Annotated in this window: 17 protein-coding genes; 10 read left to right on the top strand and 7 right to left on the bottom strand. The window is 45.5% G+C overall.

What is annotated here, in order from left to right; all coding sequences use genetic code 11:
- Nucleotides 1-16 precede the first annotated feature (16 nt).
- Nucleotides 17-1,261: an MFS transporter gene (locus ABIO93_RS31830; RefSeq protein WP_348074085.1), complete on the bottom strand. Its 1,245-nt coding sequence runs from the start codon at nucleotides 1,259-1,261 to the stop codon at nucleotides 17-19.
- Nucleotides 1,262-1,486: 225 nt separating this feature from the next.
- Here ABIO93_RS31830 and ABIO93_RS31835 point away from each other — a divergent pair, with 225 nt between their 5' ends.
- From ABIO93_RS31835 to ABIO93_RS31875, 9 genes are all read left to right on the top strand, one after another.
- Nucleotides 1,487-1,954 (top strand): hypothetical protein, encoded by a 468-nt coding sequence (locus ABIO93_RS31835; RefSeq protein ID WP_348074086.1) that lies wholly within the window; start codon nucleotides 1,487-1,489, stop codon nucleotides 1,952-1,954.
- A gap of 58 nt (nucleotides 1,955-2,012) precedes the next feature.
- Complete coding sequence (locus tag ABIO93_RS31840) at nucleotides 2,013-2,912, top strand: winged helix-turn-helix domain-containing protein (protein WP_348074087.1); 900 nt, start codon at nucleotides 2,013-2,015, stop codon at nucleotides 2,910-2,912.
- A gap of 5 nt (nucleotides 2,913-2,917) precedes the next feature.
- Entirely contained in the window at nucleotides 2,918-5,338 is a 2,421-nt protein-coding gene (locus ABIO93_RS31845; RefSeq protein WP_348074088.1) for an ABC transporter permease, read from the top strand.
- Nucleotides 5,339-5,573: 235 nt separating this feature from the next.
- Nucleotides 5,574-6,236 (top strand): ABC transporter ATP-binding protein, encoded by a 663-nt coding sequence (locus ABIO93_RS31850; RefSeq protein WP_348074089.1) that lies wholly within the window; start codon nucleotides 5,574-5,576, stop codon nucleotides 6,234-6,236.
- A 24-nt stretch (nucleotides 6,237-6,260) separates the two neighbouring features.
- A complete protein-coding gene (locus ABIO93_RS31855) occupies nucleotides 6,261-7,571 on the top strand; it encodes a TolC family protein (protein WP_348074090.1) in 1,311 nt (436 codons plus the stop codon).
- A 174-nt stretch (nucleotides 7,572-7,745) separates the two neighbouring features.
- Nucleotides 7,746-8,399: a hypothetical protein gene (locus tag ABIO93_RS31860; protein WP_348074091.1), complete on the top strand. Its 654-nt coding sequence runs from the start codon at nucleotides 7,746-7,748 to the stop codon at nucleotides 8,397-8,399.
- 8 nt (nucleotides 8,400-8,407) lie between these two features.
- A complete protein-coding gene (locus ABIO93_RS31865) occupies nucleotides 8,408-9,100 on the top strand; it encodes a hypothetical protein (protein ID WP_348074092.1) in 693 nt (230 codons plus the stop codon).
- A 90-nt stretch (nucleotides 9,101-9,190) separates the two neighbouring features.
- Nucleotides 9,191-9,886: a GDSL-type esterase/lipase family protein gene (locus tag ABIO93_RS31870; protein ID WP_348074093.1), complete on the top strand. Its 696-nt coding sequence runs from the start codon at nucleotides 9,191-9,193 to the stop codon at nucleotides 9,884-9,886.
- A gap of 131 nt (nucleotides 9,887-10,017) precedes the next feature.
- Nucleotides 10,018-11,361 carry an FGGY family carbohydrate kinase gene (locus ABIO93_RS31875; RefSeq protein ID WP_348074094.1) on the top strand — a complete coding sequence of 448 codons (1,344 nt, stop codon included), beginning with the start codon at nucleotides 10,018-10,020 and terminating at the stop codon, nucleotides 11,359-11,361.
- 2 nt (nucleotides 11,362-11,363) lie between these two features.
- Here ABIO93_RS31875 and recG read toward each other — a convergent pair whose 3' ends face one another.
- Complete coding sequence (recG, locus tag ABIO93_RS31880) at nucleotides 11,364-13,484, bottom strand: ATP-dependent DNA helicase RecG (RefSeq protein WP_348074095.1); 2,121 nt, start codon at nucleotides 13,482-13,484, stop codon at nucleotides 11,364-11,366.
- A 166-nt stretch (nucleotides 13,485-13,650) separates the two neighbouring features.
- Between recG and ABIO93_RS31885 the strand changes: the two genes are divergently transcribed.
- Complete coding sequence (locus tag ABIO93_RS31885) at nucleotides 13,651-14,154, top strand: DUF2911 domain-containing protein (protein ID WP_348074096.1); 504 nt, start codon at nucleotides 13,651-13,653, stop codon at nucleotides 14,152-14,154.
- 176 nt (nucleotides 14,155-14,330) lie between these two features.
- Here ABIO93_RS31885 and ABIO93_RS31890 read toward each other — a convergent pair whose 3' ends face one another.
- The 5 genes from ABIO93_RS31890 to ABIO93_RS31910 form a co-directional block, all read right to left on the bottom strand.
- On the bottom strand, nucleotides 14,331-14,627 hold the full coding sequence (locus tag ABIO93_RS31890) for a transcriptional regulator (protein WP_244820975.1): 297 nt from the start codon (nucleotides 14,625-14,627) through the stop codon (nucleotides 14,331-14,333).
- Nucleotides 14,628-14,662: 35 nt separating this feature from the next.
- Nucleotides 14,663-15,775, bottom strand: a complete 1,113-nt coding sequence (locus tag ABIO93_RS31895; protein WP_348074097.1) for a hypothetical protein — start codon at nucleotides 15,773-15,775, stop codon at nucleotides 14,663-14,665.
- 33 nt (nucleotides 15,776-15,808) lie between these two features.
- Complete coding sequence (locus ABIO93_RS31900) at nucleotides 15,809-16,183, bottom strand: diacylglycerol kinase family protein (protein ID WP_348074098.1); 375 nt, start codon at nucleotides 16,181-16,183, stop codon at nucleotides 15,809-15,811.
- Nucleotides 16,158-16,835, bottom strand: a complete 678-nt coding sequence (locus tag ABIO93_RS31905; protein ID WP_348074099.1) for a DUF1361 domain-containing protein — start codon at nucleotides 16,833-16,835, stop codon at nucleotides 16,158-16,160. Before ABIO93_RS31905 ends, ABIO93_RS31900 begins: the two co-directional genes overlap by 26 nt.
- A 100-nt stretch (nucleotides 16,836-16,935) precedes the next feature.
- Nucleotides 16,936-17,847 (bottom strand): SMP-30/gluconolactonase/LRE family protein, encoded by a 912-nt coding sequence (locus ABIO93_RS31910; RefSeq protein ID WP_348074100.1) that lies wholly within the window; start codon nucleotides 17,845-17,847, stop codon nucleotides 16,936-16,938.
- Nucleotides 17,848-17,867: the final 20 nt, after the last annotated feature.

The raw sequence follows: 17,867 nt of genomic DNA on the forward strand, positions 1-17,867 counted from the left end.
TATCAAGATTACGCTATCAACTCAGTCGCACTGAAAACAAATCCTTCGATCTCAGATAAATAACACTGACAACCACGATCGTAAAAATGCCTCCCATAATCACAGAAGGCACAGTACCAAAAGCTTTTGCCATTACACCCGATTCAAAAGCGCCAAGCTCGTTGGAAGAACTGACGAACATTCCGTTCACAGCGGCAACACGTCCGCGCATCTCGTCGGGAGGGTAAATTTGGAGGATAGTCTGCCGAACAATGACACTCACGCTATCGAAAACGCCCGTCGCAAACAATGCTCCGCAGGATAGCAGAAAACTGGTTGAAACAGCAAAAATTATCGTAAAAACTCCAAAACCAGCCACCGCGATCAGCATATTACGCCACGCATTATGGGTCGGCGGATAATATGCCATCGCGAACATCGTCAGTAATGAACCGATCGAGGGCGCGGCCCGCAATAAACCCAATCCTTCCGGTCCTACCTTCAAAATATCCTCTGCAAAAACCGGTAAAAGCGCCACTACCCCGCCAAAAAGCACAGAAAAAAGGTCCAGTGAAATGGCGTAGAGTACAATCCGGGTTTTGAATACAAACCGGAAACCTTCCTTCAAACTTTCCAATATCGGCGTAGAAATCTTGGGGAATTCAGGCTGTGTTTTGATCATTCCCAGCAATATCCAGCAGATGGCAAAACTGACAATAACCACCAGTAATGTGTTTCTCAACCCAAAAAAAGCATATAAAAACCCGGCTAATGCTGGCCCGGTGATCGATCCGGCCTGCCAGAATGAACTGCTCCACGTCGAGGAATTATGATAAATCGCTCGTGGTACCAGAAAAGGTTTTAAAGAACTGGAAGCCGGAGAATAAAACCCTTTGGCAAAACCGATCAATGCAAAAACCGAATAGATCACGAGCAGGTGCTGTGATTGGGTGAGCGCATTGTAAATCACCGGCTGAAATGCGGTGTAAAGGATTACTGAGCCTAATAAAATGACCACCAGACTAATGTGCATAATGGAAATCTTATTCTTCTGGTCAGCAATGTAGCCTCCGAAAATGGACGTAATAATGAATGGTATCACCTCCGCCAGACCGATCAGCCCAAGCGCGAGCGGATCGTGCGTCATTTTATACAATTCGTAGCCAACAATCACCTCCTGAATGAGGATCGTGGCCGAAAAAAGAAATGTATTGGATATAAAAAACCTGAAATCTGAGTAGCGGAGTGCAGCGTAGGGATCTTTGGAGGATACTGTTTTCAAATCAGTAATTGTGGTGTTCAGAAGGGTAACACGATTGATGTGCCATTATGTTCTGCTTTAATTAAAAATTAATACAAATTGTTGCTACTGTAACATTTGAAGACCTTAACCAATCAAAATCAATCTTTTACATTTCATTTACAATGTTTTACAGGCCTTTTACCGGCGTTTTGGGTAGTATTCATACTTTTGGAATAGTTCATCATTTCCCCAAAAATCAATGTCATGATACAAAACAAACTCAGGAGGATTTTCCCGGCCCTAGCCCTGGTTCTTTCGTTGTCAGCATCCGAGGCACTACCCCGGGAGGTTACTGAAAAGTATCCTTACCATTCTGTCCTTTTGAACGGCGTGGCAGTCGAGTTTTCGCAGCTTTCTCTTGTTAACAGAGGTGTTGTTTCCCTGGTAAGAGGTAACCCGCAGGCAATGGTCAAGACCAATGTCCCTTTCAAGGTGTACCTGCAAAGAGCCGGTAAAATAGTAGACGCCGACACATACGCCTCTCACTACGCGATGCTCCAATACCAATTCGCTGACATTCTGAAATTCGCAAGAGCCGGAGACGAAATTATTATTGAGCCGGCCGACAAAAACGACCCGGTCGGACGCAGGGTGATCCCGGTTTCCCGTTTGCAGCTGGTACCGCAGTTCAATTGGTTCTTTACCGGGAATAAAAAAGGCGACGGTTGCTGAAAAGCACTCACCATTTCGATAAATTTGTTTGGCAGCATCTACATTTACATTGTTTCAAATGATCCAATCAGAAACACGCGGTTTCAATACTATCCTCAGAAATTTGTGTTTTCTGTTTGCGGCGGCGCATTTTTGGATCGCCCCGTCGGTTGCTAATAATGAATCGGTACGTTTCGCAGAGAAAGCAAATCTGGCATTGAGGCGTACTGCCCATCATTTGCTGATCGCCAACGGAGATACGGTATCTACCATTCCGCCGGTGAAACAATTGGATGCCAATACCTTTTCAATTCGTATGGAACATGTGCTTGACTATGCCAAACTGCCCGGCCTTTTACAGGAATCTCTTCAAATGCAAGATATTATCTCCGGGTACAATGTAACGGTACTGGATTGTGACAAGGGCGAATTACAGCTTGGCTATAATTTTCTGGAACTCAATCAGAAAGGTGGCGTTGCCTGCCAGGACCGTGCGCACGAAGGACAATGTTACCAGTTACAGGTATCTTTCATTCCACAAAAACAGGAAGCAAAAACCGGTGGACAGAACTGGTTCATGCTGTCACTCGGAGGCGCACTTGCAGGGCTCGGCCTGATCGCATGGAATAAGTCGCGGCCAAAGAAAATCGCCGAACAAGTGCCTGACGCCTTAATTTCACCGAAGCTGGAATTCAGCAAATCTTACCTTGACATTCAAAATCAGACATTGGTTTCCGGCGACTTTGTTCAGCAGCTGACTTTCCGTGAAACAAAGCTGCTTAGTCTTTTTGCACGGCATACCAACCAAATTCTCGAACGCGATACGATCCTGAAATCGGTCTGGGAGGATGAAGGGGTGACCGTGGGCAGAAGCATTGACGTGTTTGTCTCACGACTCAGAAAAATGCTTGCGAATGACCCTTATGTAAAAATTACCGCCATTCACGGCGTTGGCTACAAAATGGAAGTCCATTCCTGATCCCTATGTTCAAAACTTTTCTGAAAATTGCCGGTCGCCATTTGTGGCAGACCAGGCTGTATTCGTGCATGAATGTGATCAGTCTTGCGCTGGGTACGATCTGCGTTTTGCTGGCTGCTCTTTTCATCACAGACGAGCTGGGTTTTGACAATTTTCACAGCCAGAGCCCCAATCTCTATCGCATCACAACGACTTTTCTGAACGAGGGCAAAATCGTCACGACGGGTGGAACCGGCCAGGTACAAGGGCCTGCATTTCACGCGCAGGTCCCCGAAATACGCGCCTATACCCGCATCATGGGCGGTGACATTCACGGGGACGTGCGGGCTGGGGACAAAGCGTTTAAACTCAGACTGCTTTTTGTGGATGATTCGTTCTTCGATGTATTTAGTTTCAAAATACAAACCGGCGACAAGCATTCGGCTCTTAAAAACGACAATTCCGTAGTGGTGACGGAAAAGACGGCGCTCAAATTCTTTAACCGTACGGATGTCGTAGGCAGGATTTTGCAAATGGACGCTGATCCTTCGGCAATGCGGCTGGGGAAACCATTGGTGATCAGCGCAGTGGTACGGGATCCGCCGGCCAACTCTTCCATTCAATTCGACGTGCTGTTTCCGTTCAGCTTTATGCAGTTGTCATTTGACGACACGAGCTGGCTGAATGCCTACCTGGGCACATTTGTAGTTTTAGATCCAAAAGCCGATCCAGCGGCCGTTGTTAAAAAATTCAATCAGATCCATCAGATCCATGCAAAAGATCAACTGGCGGCGCACCTGAAAGCGACCGGCACCGAGCGGAAAGTTGCTTATGGGTTGCAAAAAGTTACCGACATTCATCTTAACCCACAGGAAGTATCAAACCAAAACCGCGAATCCGGCGTGATCAATGGAAGCAAACCAGTGTACTCCTATATTTTTCTGGGGATTGCCACCTTCATTTTGTTAATGGCCAGCGTCAATTTTATCAATATCAACATAGGAGGTTCACTGAAAAGAGCGAAGGAAGTAGGCATTCGAAAATCGACCGGAAGCAGCCAGATTCAGATACTGTTCCAATTTTTGGGAGAATCGGCCATACTTTGTTTTTTCACATTGATTCTGGCGACAGCACTTACTTTGGCGTTGCTACCAGTCTTTAACCAATTGGCAGGCAAACAGATAACCTGGCATCAGCTGATCTATCCGCAAGTGTTAATGTGGATATTCGGCATATTGATTTTCAATACATTAGCATCCGGCCTTTATCCGGCCTATCTGCTTTCAGGTTTGAGTCCGGTGCAGGTTTTGTATCAAAAAGCGAGACTTTCCGGACAAAACATCCTTGGTCGCGGGCTGGTAGTGTTTCAATTTGTGATTGCCATTTTGCTCGGGATCGCGACATTGGTTTTTTACAAACAAATGCACTTCATTCAGTCGAAGGATTTGGGATATAACCCTGAAATGATCGTCAAAATCAACATTTCGGGTGTGAGAGACACCCATCAGATCAATTCGCAATTCAGGAGTGAGCTCAGTAATCATTCCCTCATCAGCCAAATGTCATTGATCGGCGAATTCGGCTTTCGTGAAACGAATGTTAACCACCTCAACATCCTCAGCAACTACCGGAGCATTGATCAGCATTACCTTTCCATGCTTGAAATCGGCATAAAGGAAGGCAGGAATTTTTCGACAAACTATCCTTCTGATAAGGCACATTCGGTCCTTGTCAATGAAGCATTTGTCAAAGCTGCTAACCTGGGCAACCCGATTGGAAAAGAATTGACACCTGAGTCCTATTTTGGAAATGGTAAATTCACCATTGTCGGCGTCATGGAAGACTTCCATTACAGCTCATTAAAAGAGCGCATCAGGCCGATGATCATGGTCATGAGCGAGCAGCATGGCGGAGGTGAAATGTGGGTTAAAATCAATTCAAAAAACCAAAAAAAGGCATTGACACTTCTGGAAAAAGCATTTAAAAAGATCCTCCCCGACGCTGCATTTGCTTATGAGTTCCTTGACGACTACAATGCGAAGGAGTACGGACAGGAGCGGCGCTGGCAAAAAATAATCAATTATGCCACAGCACTTTCAGTACTGATCTGCTGCATGGGATTATTTGGTTTGGCTCACCTCGCAACGGCGCAACGCAAGCGTGAAACCGGCATACGCGTGGTGCTGGGCGCCACAGTATTTCATATAGCAGCCCTGTTTTCAAAAGATTTTATCAAACTGATCTTCCTCGCCATTGTATTAGCTTGTCCGGCTGGCTACTACCTGGCCAACCTCTGGCTGGAAGGTTTTGCTTACCGCATCACCGTCGCTCCGACGCTCCTGATCATTCCCGGTTTACTGTCGATTTTGATCGCACTGGCAACGGTTTCATCCCAGGGAATAAGAGCCGCAATGCTCGATCCGGTGCGCTCGCTACGATCCGAATAGGCCTTTAAAAGTACTCGAAATATGGCCATTTCCCATCGTTCGATACCGTACACATTTTGTACGATTTCGGACGATTGAACTTTTAGAATAAAACTTAAAAATTTGTATATCAATGACTTAATGTTCTGGCAAGGCTTTTTAAAATAGGATTGGCATAAGAGACGCCGGTATAGGCATTTGCTTTTGAAATAGCTTGTCTGTAATTATACCTGAAATCTCAAACCCAAAAATTTTTATGATTAAGTTAGAAAAGATATCAAAGTATTACCCGGCAGGTTTTGGCAAGACTTACGTTTTGCGCCACATTGATTTACATATTAAAGAAGGTGAGTTTGTATCGATCATGGGGCCATCGGGTTCTGGCAAATCCACCCTCTTGCATATCCTCGGATTACTCGAAGAACCATCGGAAGGAGAATATCTTTTCCTGGATGAGCCGGTTCAGAAATTAACCGAGAAAAAAAGGACCGAGTTGCACCGTCACCACATTGGTTTCGTGTTCCAGGCCTATCATCTGATCGACGAACTAACGGTTTATGAAAACATTGAAACACCATTGCTTTACAAAGGTACTTCGGGATCGGAGCGTAAAAGCAGGGTAGCGGAGCTTCTGGACCGATTCAACATGGTAGCGAAAAAGGATCTCTTCCCGCACCAGCTTTCCGGAGGCCAGCAGCAGTTAGTAGGGGTTGCCAGAGCGATCGTTCACAATCCAAAAGTAATTTTCGCAGATGAACCAACAGGTAACCTGCATTCGGAACAAGCCATTGAAATCATGGAACTGTTCCAAAAATTGAACCAGGAAGACAAAGTCACCATAGTCCAGGTAACCCATTCAGAACTAAACGCCGGTTATGGAAACCGGGTGGTTCGGTTAAAGGACGGATGGTTAGCCTAACATAATCATAATGATCTATTAGCCATGAAACGTTTTTTATTACTTTTTTGCCTTTCACCATTTCTCGCCAAAGCACAGGCAACCCTGAGCCTTTCAGAATGTGTGAGCCTTCTTGCCAAGAACAACCTCATTTATCAGCAGAGTAACCTGCAAGCGGAAGCTGCACAGGCGCAATTGAGGCAAACCAGATCCCAGATGCTTCCGCAGATCTCACTTGGGGCAAGCCAGAGCGTTAACATTGGCCGGAGTATCGACCAATACACCAATGCGTATATAGACCAGGTTTACGGCAATAACTCTATTGGGCTTAACCTTCAGACGCCCATTTTTCAAGGTTTCAGAGTACAGAACCAGATCAGACAGGGAGTACTATTGAAAGAATCTGCCGAGGAAAATCGTACTGCAGTATTAAATGCACAAACGGTATTGCTGATGCAGGGGTACGTGAATGTATTGGCTACAAAAGCACTGTACGAATCCTGGACAGACCAGGTAGAATCGTCGCTCACTCAGGTCGACAGGATCTCCAAACAAGTGAATGCCGGAACAGTGGGAGCCAACTTGCTTTATGAAATCAAAGCGCAGCTGGCCAATGATAAATTCAGCCAGGTAACAGCCCTGAATAATTACCGTACTGCCCGTCTGGCACTTTTTCAAAGGATGAATATTACACCCGACGATCAGGTGGAGTTCGAAGCACTTGCTCCGAGAGATTCCACTCTCACTGCTGCTAACGCTATTGATATATACGAAGACGCACAAAAGAGTTTTCCGGAGATACGCAGTGCTGAATTATACCGCCAAAGTTTCTCTTATCAGGTCAAATCCATTAAAGCACTCAATTATCCTTCCTTAAACCTGAGTGGCGGAATGGGTGCTTTTTACGCTACCAGTAACAAGAACCTGGATTATTTCAACCAATTGAATGCGACCCGTAACGGCTCATTACAATTGAACCTGAATATCCCCATCATGGGCCGCTGGCTAACCAAGCCGAGGGTGGAACTGGCCAAAGTACAGGAACGTCAGGCGCAGAATACACTCGATGTGACCAATCAGATTTTAAGACAAGGCATCGAGCTGGCTGTCCTCAACTTGCAGACCATGGCGGACAGATATGCTTCTGCAACAGGCCAGGTAGAATCGCTCACCGCTGCATTCGCAGTCATAGAAAGCAAAATGAATGCAGGGATCGCAAACTCTTATGAATATTCACTAGCTAAGGCTAATCTCGCCAAAGCCCAGGGTAATGCGATCCAGGCGAAATACGATTTCTTGATGCAACAAAGACTTTTACAATACTATCGCCAGGGGAACTGGCAGGGGGTATTTTAAGATATATCGGCTGACAGCCGTCAAGATTGTTAGGTTAAATTTGGTATCGGTAATTCTTAGAGGCAGTCCTATTCGGGCTGCCTCTTTTTTTATACTTTTTGTTAAATAAAGCTAAATAATTCTACGGTTACATAAACATCATTATCTTGCTTTTCATAACAAAAAACAACGGTCATGAAAAAACTTTTTCTATTGGTCTTGCTGGGAGGAATCTGCCTGGCAGGCTCAGTTAATGCCCAACTTCAAAAAGGTACCCGATACTGGGGAGCCACTATTACCGGGAACGGCGATCATAATAAGTATGAATATCCGCAAGGTGCGGAGTGGAAAGGAAATGTGCTGAATGTTACACCTTCTGTACAGGCCGGGTGGTTTATCGGCGACAATAAAATGTTCGGGTTTAGGCTAAGCCCTTCGCTGACCCGGGCCCGAAATAAAAACAATAATCCGAGCGGGGATTTTAATTCAGGTTACAATATGATGGCAATTAACCTCGCGCCATATCTACGGCATTATAAATCGCTGAGTCCAAAGTGGGCTATTTATCTTCATTCAGCGGTCAATCTTGCTTATTTGAGATCTAAGAATTTCGATGCTGACAATAAAATTTTCGAGAATGGCTATTCGGGAGGGATCTACGTGAATCCTGGCGTGTCTTTCTGGGTGACGCCACGCTTTTCTTTGGAGTCGGATATCAATGTACTCTCTCTAAATCTCAGTTACACACATTTTAATGACGATAACACCTTCAATTTTAATACGGGCATCACATCCAGTATTTCTCAATATTTTGGGATTCGCGCGTCGTGGTACCTACAACCTAAATGAACCTGGTCATGAAAAAGATATTTTTATTTACTCTTCTTATACTCGTAATCTCAAATAGCGCTGTTTTTGCCCAGATGGATGGCAAACGATTTATTTCCGGTTCCTTATCTGTCGGATTAGGCAGCACTAATCCCAAGGACAATCCATCTTCAAACAGTTACGGATATAACATTGATATCGGTTTAGGAAAATTCAAAACGAATACCCGCGCTTCCGGTTGGAATTTGAGCACTTCTTTAACTGGTGGCAAGAGGTCTGTCAACCCTACCCGCGCCCCGCTAATCGTTGAGGGTATCAATGGAATAGGCGTGGGAGTGGGTCATTTCTGGCAATACTATAAGCATTTCAGTGATAAGTTTGGCATTTATGGAGGCCCCCAGGTAAACCTGAATTACACCTACGGCAAAACCACCAATGTTCAATCGGATGGAACAGTAGCGGAAATATATGAGGTAAAACAGAACTCAATTTTCTTGTCACTCGGGCTTGACGCAGGCGCATACTACAAATTGAACGAGAGATGGTGGCTGCTTGGCAGCCTTGGATTTTCGCAGCCTTTCTCGGCAAAATACACCTTGGAAAACACAGTCAAATTACCCGATTCAGATGATCTGATTAAGAATAGCTTCACTTACGGATTTAATCCGTCCATTACTTTTCCTAGTGTGGGACTGGGCCTGAGGTATTTTTTTAAGGATTGATTAAATGTTGTTTTGGTGAAATAATTGCGGTTTTTACATTAAAAATAGAGTGGATATACCTTCTTATGGCATATCCACTTTTTTGTTAGAATGAAAAAATATTTCCTGGTTCTCTGCATCGTTGGGCTTCATGCCTGCCACAAACCTACTAATAACAACGTGGCAGCTCCGTGGGAGCCGGATTACAAGCTCGACCGGTCCGAGGGCACCATTGTAGCTTATGAAAAACAGGATGCCGAAAAAATGCCTGCGCCGGGCGGTATCGTTTTTACGGGAAGTTCTTCTTTCACCAAATGGCAGTCAGCTGCCGAAGACCTTGCGCCGCTGCCGATCATTAACCGCGGCTTCGGCGGCTCCACATTACCCGAAGTGATTTATTACGCCGATCGCACCGTTACTAAATATAAGCCCAAAACGGTCGTCATCTATTGTGAAAACGATATGTTCGGCTCCAAACCCAAAACTCCTGAGCAGGTAAGGGACGCATATGTAACATTGGTGAAGCAGATCCGCCAGAAACAACCCGATGTACAGTTATACGGCATGTCTCTAAAACCCTCACCTTCGCGCTGGGCGAGAAAAGATGAGGTCATTAAAGCGAATAAATTGATTCAGGATTATATCAAAACCGACAAGAAACATGGGTACATTGATGTGTGGCCTGTGATGCTCAAAAACGGTCGTCCGGATGGTAGCATTTTCCTCGGCGACAGCCTTCATATGAATGGTGAAGGGTACAAGCGCTGGGTAAAGGTTTTGAAACCGATACTGGAAAAAACGGTGTAAAGCTATCCTGCTCTGCACTGCTTTTACAAACATTTTAAAAGAACGAATAAGGGTATAGGTTTTAACGTAAAGTCACTATATTGACCGCAAAAATACATTTCCGGGTAAAAAAGTGATATCGCATTCAAATAATGAAAGTAACAGCGGTTTTTGACATTGGCAGGACCAATAAAAAGTATGTACTTTTTGACGAAAAGTATCAGATCTTGGAAGAATTCTCCGAAGCACTTCCTGAGACCACGGACGAGGATGGTTTTCCGAGCGAAGATTGCGAACTGTTGACCAATTGGGTCCAGGACCGGTGGCATGCATTGCTTAAGAATCCGAAATATGACATTAAGGCCGTCAATGTAGCAGGGTATGGTGCAAGTCTGGTTCACCTGGATGCTGCCAACAAGCCACTCACGCCCCTTTATTCTTACCTGAAACCATTTCCTGAGGACTTATCCAAACAGTTTTACAGCACCTACGGAGATCCTACCCGAATTTCGCTTCAAACAGGCTCGCCAAACATGGGTATGCTGAACTCCGGCATGCAGCTGTACTGGCTGAAATATACCAGGCCGGATATTTACAAGCAGATCGTTACTACCCTGCATTTACCCCAATACATCCTTTACCTGCTTACCGGCAGAAAAGTAAGCGATTATACATCCCTGGGCTGCCATACCGCATTATGGAGCTTCGAAATGTGGGATTACCACGAGTGGGTAAAAGCGGAAGGAATTCATAAAAAACTGGCGCCGGTACTGGCATCGTCTTCATTCATTTATCGTCACGAAGACAAAGGCATTCAATCAGGATTCGGGCTGCATGACAGTTCTTCCGCGCTCATTCCATATCGAATGGCCGTCAAGAAACCTTTTGTGCTGCTATCAACCGGTACCTGGTGTATCAATTTCAACTCATTCGCCTCCAAGCCGCTCACTTCTTATCAGCTGGAACGTGACTGCATGAACTACCTGACGCCGGAAGGAAGCGGGGTTACTGCGTCGCGTTTGTTCCTGGGCCGTGAGCACGATTTTCAGCTAGCGCGCATTGCTGAGTACTTCCGCGTTGACAGTGAATTTTACAAGGGAGTAGCATTCAATGATGCTTTTCTGACAGCGGATACACCACCATTTTACACAGCCTGCATGACCGGCAACGGGCCTTTCCCGGAAGCCAACACACAGGAATGGCAGATCAGTGCTTTCAGCTCAGCCGAAGCGGCATATCACCACCTTATCAAAGGTTTGACAGAGTTACTTTTCGTTTCGCTTGATCTGGTAGGTGTGAATGATGTTCAGGCGATTTACATTGACGGTGGGTTTGCCAGAAATGAGATTTTCACCAGGCTCATCGCCCGCAGATATCCTAATCACAAAGTGTATGCGACAGATCTCCCGTACGCAACATCCCTGGGTGCAGCCCTACATGTAACGCGCCCGCAGACATTTGATTTTTCGGGTGAGATCAGAGAGATCGCTCCCTAACCCTAGCTGATCCTGCTCCAGTTTGTTTCTTCCTTGCGTAAATTCTCCAAATGAGCGAGTATGGGCTGATTGACAGACTGGAGCAAATCGGGGTCTTCCGTCAAAATGGCTTCCGCCGATTGTCTTGCCGCTTTTAATATTTCACCATCGAGCGCAAGGTTCGCCACCAAAAGATCGACCAGACCGCTTTGCTGCGTTCCTGATATATCTCCCGGCCCCCTCAATTGTAAATCTACTTCTGCTATTTCGAAACCATCATTGGTCCGGCACATGGTTTCAATGCGCAATTTGGTATCCTTGCTGATCTTGTAATCGGTGATGAGGATACAGTAAGACTGCTCCGCTCCCCGTCCTACCCTGCCCCGCAACTGGTGTAATTGCGACAATCCGAATCGTTCGGCATTTTCAATGACCATTACAGAAGCATTGGGCACGTTCACACCAACTTCTATCACCGTGGTAGCGACCATAATTTTGGTTTCTCCCCGTACAAAACGCCCCATTTCATACTCCTTGTCTGCCGACTTCATTTTACCATGCAGAATGCTCAATGGAACGTCGGGAAAAGAGCGCGAAACGCTTTCGTAACCGTCCATAAGGTCTTTGAGATCCATTTTTTCGGATTCTTCGATCAGTGGGTATACCATGTAAATCTGTCGTCCTTTGGTAATTTCATCTCTCAAAAAACCGAAAACAGATAGCCGGTGCGCGTCATAGCGGTGCACTGTTTTAATGGGTTTTCGTCCAGCGGGCAGTTCATTGATCGCTGAAATATCCAGGTCGCCATACAATGTCATGGCCAGCGTTCGCGGAATGGGCGTAGCGGTCATCACGAGCATATGCGGGCTGATTCGCGGGTTTTTGGCCCATAATTTGGCACGCTGAGCAACCCCAAACCTGTGTTGTTCATCAATGATACAAAGTCCCAGATTCTTGAACTGGACAATGTCTTCAATCAATGCATGCGTGCCGACAATGATGTTTAATGTACCGTCCAACAGTTGTTTATGAATTACCTCACGCTCTTTCTTTTTGGTAGAACCTGTGAGTTTCCCAATGGTAACCCCGAGCAGATCAGCAAACTTTTTTAATCCCTGGTAATGCTGATCGGTCAATATCTCGGTGGGCGCCATTAAACAGGCCTGCGCATCGTTATCCAGCGCAAAAAGTGTTGCTATGAATGCTACAATGGTCTTTCCCGAACCTACGTCGCCTTGCAGCAGCCGGTTCATTTGCTTGCCGGTTTTGAGGTCTTCGTGAATTTCGTGCAGCACTTTTATTTGCGCATTGGTAAGCGTAAATGGCAAGTGTTTGTCATAAAACTCTTTCACCAGGGCCGCATTAGTGAACACTAACCCCGGAAATTCAGTCTTATGCAGCAGCTTGTTCTTAATCAGCCGGAACTGGTTATAAAACAGCTCCTCAAATTTCAGTCTACGCTGCGATTGGTGAAGCCCCTGCTGATTTTGGGGTAAATGGAAGTGCCAGAGGGCATCTGCTTTCGAAATCAGCCGGTATTTCTGAACCAGATTTTCAGGAAGTGTTTCTTTGATATACGGCCGCGAAATTTCCAGCAGGCTCTTCATGATCTTGCTCAGCGCACGGCTGTCCAGAAATTTTTTACGCAGTTTTTCAGTCAGTGGGTAAATGGGATTCCAGAATCCGGCGTGCTCATTTTCAGCGGTAACCAGATCAATGTCGGGATGCGTAATACTCCATCTCCCTCCAAAAGCAATCGGCTTACCGTATACAATGTACTCCGTATTGGCCCGCAGGTTCTTTTCGTACCAGGCCACGCTCTGGAACCACACGAGTTCGATCAACCCGGTACCGTCGGTAAAATAGCCTACCAGTCTTTTTTTGTGGCCCTCACCAACGGTAGTCCATTCCCTGAGCCTTCCCCGGATCTGGGCGGCAGGCATTTGTTCATTGAGACTATTGATCTTATGAAAAACGGTACGGTCCTCGTGCCGGAAAGGATAATGCTGAATGAGGTCTCCAAATGTAAATATCCCTAGTTCCTGATTCAGTAAAGCGGCTTTTTGAGGCCCTACTCCTTTCAGGAATTCAATTTTGGTGTCAAAAAAACGGGTCCGTACAGATGGGTTTGTTTCTGAAGTCATCGCTCAAATATAGCTTGAAATCACTAAAACAACGATTGCAAGCATTACTTATGTTAATCTAAGTTAACAGGAAGTTTAGGTCTTGGTTCACAACTTTTGATTTGCGTATTTCGTTAAAATTTAAGTTCTCTAACCACCAAAACCAGTTACTAAATTCTTACTTTTTATGAAAACAACATTTTTATCGCTTTTCCTGACCCTTATCGCGTTTACTTTCGCATCCGCACAAGACAGTCCTCACGTTACTGCAAAAGGTAAAGATATGAGCATCCGTTACGGACAGCCATCGAAAAAAGGGCGTGTATTATTTGGAAAAGCGGGAAGCGGCAGCCTTGAACCTTATGGCAAACCATGGCGTATCGGCGCGGACAGCGCGACTCAGATTACCTTCAAAAAGGACGCAACATTTGGTGGAAAGGCCATCAAAGCAGGTACTTATACGCTGGTTGCTACTCCTAATGAAAAGGAATGGACTATTATCCTGAACAGCCAACTAGGCCAATGGGGCGCTTACAAGTACGAAGAACATAAAAGCAAAAATGTTCTGGAAGTAACCGTTCCGAACAAGACTTATCCTACTTCGCAGGAGAAACTTACCTTCACAGCCAACGATGCTTCCCTGGATTTCCAATGGGATAAAGTTGGCTTCTCAGTACCAGTTAAGTTTTAACATTATCAAATGAGCGTCTGGTCATACTAGACGCTTTGTCACATTGGCTGCTTTGTCACATTGAGCGGACCGGGCCGCCGGGCGGTCGAAATGTAAGTGCGTACTGCATTTCGACTGCGCGGCGGCCCGGTCCGCTCCTTTGTGACAAGCTATTTCGCTCAGGATAACAAGCTTGGCTACAGATTCTGCCGGATCATATTTTCGAGAACCTGCAAATGCTCCGTAAATGCCTTATGCCCTTCGTCGGTGGCTTTGTAGATGGTAAGGGGCTTTCTGCCCAGGAATTGCTTCTGAAATTCTACGTATTTTATTTCTTCGAGTGCCTTTAAATGCGAAGCCAGGTTACCATCTGTGAGTTGTAAAAGATCTTTCAATTCATTAAAACTGAGGGAATCGTTTACCACCAACACGGACATTAACCCGAGCCTGATCTTACTTTCAAAAACTTTATTAAACTTTTCTAACCATTCCATTATTCCAGCCCCGTTGCCAGGTCTTTAATCCAAATTTATAGATCGGCATCCAATAGGAGCATCGCATCGCGGTTCCGCAACCACACCGCCTGATCCCGCATGTTATTCGCCTTCATTGTCAGCACGGATGACACGATACCGGTGCCTACCGACACCCAAAAGAATTTTTTAAGATTATCCCGGTTCCCTGAAACCAGCGAAATGACCGATCCCGCAGAACCAGCCACTGAAATAACCAGGCCGATACTTCTCGTCCGCCTGGACTTCAGATAAAGCTGCAACCCACCTTCCGAGATTATAAACTCGCGGCGCAGTGCCTTTTGCCCTGTATAAATAACATTGTTTTTCACGAAACTACTGCCGCCCCGCATATAGATAGTTTCTTTATCGTACCATCTTTTCGCCTTGCTTAGTGTAGTATCACCCGGAATCTGCGCGTAACCGTTAATTGATACCATCAAAAAAATCAAACCAAGTATACTTTTAGCACCCGCTTTCCCCTCAGAAAGCTTCTCCCGATCGTAACGGTTATACATCGTCAACCCGTAAATGATGTGCAGCACACCAAACCCCAACGCCCAGAAAAGAAGCGAATAACCTGTCAGAAACAATGCAATACATCCAATGCCGATTTCAGATAGCCCCAGAAAAAACACTTCCGGATACGTAAACCGGCTCGCATTCACCAGTGCAAGTCCATAGAAAATGAGGGTAACCGGAAAAACAAGCCAAATTACGCCGTAATAAAGCATGGCGATACAAAAAATCCCACCGGTAGCCAGCGGGATCAGCATGCTCACCAAAAGCCTCTTGGAGCTTCCATTCCAAAGTGTCAGATCACGTTTTTTTCCCTTGCGCACGGTCATGACGATTCCGATGGCCAGGGAAAAAACCAGGACACACAGGCCATCGATTAGCAAAAATTGAATGATACCATCCTTGGAATGTCCTGTGTAGGTGCCAAAAGGGATAAGAATATCAGCCAGCCAGTCTGTTTTAAACCTCACGTAGGCAACGCTCGCACCTATGAGTGCAAATATGCCTGCGAAAACGCCGCTCAACCCACTGAGCGATAAAAATTTTGAAGACCGCTCCATGAGGTTGCGGATTTCATTCAATGTATGTAGAGAGTCCTGATTAGAATTCATAAATCAGTTTTGGAATAAGTCCTTACCAGATTGTTAAAAGAGCAGCAGCACCTTTGGAATAAAAATAACCGCACCTACTATGACAGCCGAAACGGCCAGTATCAAAACACCCGCCGCGGCAGTATCCTTCACGATTTTGATCACCGGGTGATAATCCGCCGAAACCAGGTCCGCAAGCTTCTCAATGGCCGTGTTGAATGCTTCTGCTGACAGTACGAGTGCGATCTGGATCACGATCAATAACCATTCAACCGGGGATATTTGAAAAAAAATTCCTGCAAAGACCACCACAATGCAGGCTATCAGGTGAATGCGGGCGTTGTTCTCAAAGCGGAACAAATTGTAAATACCCACTCCGGCATAGCGGAAACTGCGCAGCGCCTTAGGAATATTTATGGGTCCGTTCATTTTGTTTCAGTTCAGCGAAAATATGGAACGCAAAGTACAACAACATCAGCACGAACGAAAACGTGAGTGTGTGTTTTATAGCCAATGGATCTCTCAGACTGGCAAAAATACCACGCGCCAATGCCCCGGGCTGTGTGATGATGTCCCAGCTATTCCACCGTCCGTAACGTCCTAGGAACACCCCAAAGCCACTCATAAACATCGCAATGATGATGGTAGCCCAGGCTAATCTTTGGTTCCACCGATGCGTAATGATCCTGTGTACAATGCGGATGCTGTAAAGACCTGTCAGAAAGCCGGCCACGGAGAATGTAAAGATCATGACCGAGTCGAACCAGATCATATTTTCCGGTACTCCCCTCAAATGTTTGAGATCGGTGATGATGTAGGGTGCATTAGGAAAAAACAGCAGCCAGATCACCAGATAAATCATGAGTAGCCAGAAAGGGACCTGACGCCTTGCCTCCTGTTCCCAGACCCATTTGATAAAAAGCAACGGTACCCAGGCCAGAAACAAGTTCCAGGCGAGAAAAATAAAACTCCAATCCCGGAGACCGATCCTGAGTGCGAGCAAAATCATTGCAGCTCCGGAAACAAAAGCGAGAAGCCCTACTTTTTGATTGTTTTGAAGATAACGCACTAATTTTTCCAATGTCTTATCAGTTTTGATAAAGTACTTTGAATTGCAAAGTAACTAAATCAAAACCATTTCTTCAAATCAAAATTGAATGGTTCAGTAAATGTGCGGGGAATTATTTTTTGCTGTTTTCTTCAAAAGCCTTCATCATGGCCCATTCGCGCCCTGCTGTTTTCGCTTTGAAAGTTTCGAGACAACCTCTGTCTTGCAGGGTAATGTAGCACGTCTTACCGTTGCGTCCTCCAAAACAGATGTTGGACACTTTTTTGCCGATGGTTTGAATAGTCTGAATTACTTTGCCTTCTGGTGAAAGTACGGCGACTTCTCCCTTTCCATGCCTGGCGATGTACAAATTGCCGTGAATGTCGACGCGCATACCATCCATTCCGCCGTCTTCGAATTGATGTAAAAGCTTTTTATTGGACAATGTTCCATCCGCAGCAAGGTCAAAAACCCATACATTCCGCTGGACGCTTTCATTAACGTACAGCTTTTTCTCGTCCGGGCTTACTTCAATTCCATTGGTAGTACCCAAATTTTCAGCTGCCAGGCGAGTTCTGCCATCGGGAGAAACATGCCAGATCCGACCCGTTCCATCTTTCCAGTTAGGATCTGAACAGAAAATATGACCGGTAGCAGTAATAGCCAGGTCATTGGGCTGGTTCATCTTCGGTTCATTCGCAAAAACACTGACGTCCTTTGTGATCAAATTGACTTTCAGAATATTATGTCCTGTAAAATCGGCTACGTAAAAAGTGTTTTTATCAGCAAAACGAATACCATTTCCCGTACTGCCTTTGGGAAGGGTTATAAAAAAACTGGCATTCCCTTTGCCGTTCATAATGGCAATGGTACCATCCCGGGCAAAGTTCACAGCGTACACATTCCCATCACTATCCACCGCCGGCCCTTCACAGTTACTTGTAAATTCACCCTCACTCGAGAATTTCTTACTCTTGGTCTGGGCGAAAGCAACCTGGGTCAATATAAAAGAAACGAAAACGAGGAGCGTAAGAAGTTTAGTCATAAATATTTCTTAATCAATTA

It is taken from the genome of Dyadobacter sp., from assembly GCF_039919315.1.
In the GTDB taxonomy this organism is placed as follows: Bacteria; Bacteroidota; Bacteroidia; order Cytophagales; family Spirosomataceae; genus Dyadobacter.

Bases quoted from the DNA above. Each gene is read 5' to 3' on its own strand.
- ABIO93_RS31835 (WP_348074086.1), top strand. From the start codon at position 1,487: ATGATACAAAACAAACTCAGGAGGATTTTCCCGGCCCTAGCCCTGGTT.
- ABIO93_RS31840 (WP_348074087.1), top strand. From the start codon at position 2,013: ATGATCCAATCAGAAACACGCGGTTTCAATACTATCCTCAGAAATTTG.
- ABIO93_RS31845 (WP_348074088.1), top strand. From the start codon at position 2,918: ATGTTCAAAACTTTTCTGAAAATTGCCGGTCGCCATTTGTGGCAGACC.
- ABIO93_RS31850 (WP_348074089.1), top strand. From the start codon at position 5,574: ATGATTAAGTTAGAAAAGATATCAAAGTATTACCCGGCAGGTTTTGGC.
- ABIO93_RS31855 (WP_348074090.1), top strand. From the start codon at position 6,261: ATGAAACGTTTTTTATTACTTTTTTGCCTTTCACCATTTCTCGCCAAA.
- ABIO93_RS31860 (WP_348074091.1), top strand. From the start codon at position 7,746: ATGAAAAAACTTTTTCTATTGGTCTTGCTGGGAGGAATCTGCCTGGCA.
- ABIO93_RS31865 (WP_348074092.1), top strand. From the start codon at position 8,408: ATGAAAAAGATATTTTTATTTACTCTTCTTATACTCGTAATCTCAAAT.
- ABIO93_RS31870 (WP_348074093.1), top strand. From the start codon at position 9,191: ATGAAAAAATATTTCCTGGTTCTCTGCATCGTTGGGCTTCATGCCTGC.
- ABIO93_RS31875 (WP_348074094.1), top strand. From the start codon at position 10,018: ATGAAAGTAACAGCGGTTTTTGACATTGGCAGGACCAATAAAAAGTAT.
- recG (WP_348074095.1), bottom strand. From the start codon at position 13,484: ATGACTTCAGAAACAAACCCATCTGTACGGACCCGTTTTTTTGACACC.
- ABIO93_RS31885 (WP_348074096.1), top strand. From the start codon at position 13,651: ATGAAAACAACATTTTTATCGCTTTTCCTGACCCTTATCGCGTTTACT.
- ABIO93_RS31890 (WP_244820975.1), bottom strand. From the start codon at position 14,627: ATGGAATGGTTAGAAAAGTTTAATAAAGTTTTTGAAAGTAAGATCAGG.
- ABIO93_RS31895 (WP_348074097.1), bottom strand. From the start codon at position 15,775: ATGAATTCTAATCAGGACTCTCTACATACATTGAATGAAATCCGCAAC.
- ABIO93_RS31900 (WP_348074098.1), bottom strand. From the start codon at position 16,183: ATGAACGGACCCATAAATATTCCTAAGGCGCTGCGCAGTTTCCGCTAT.
- ABIO93_RS31910 (WP_348074100.1), bottom strand. From the start codon at position 17,847: ATGACTAAACTTCTTACGCTCCTCGTTTTCGTTTCTTTTATATTGACC.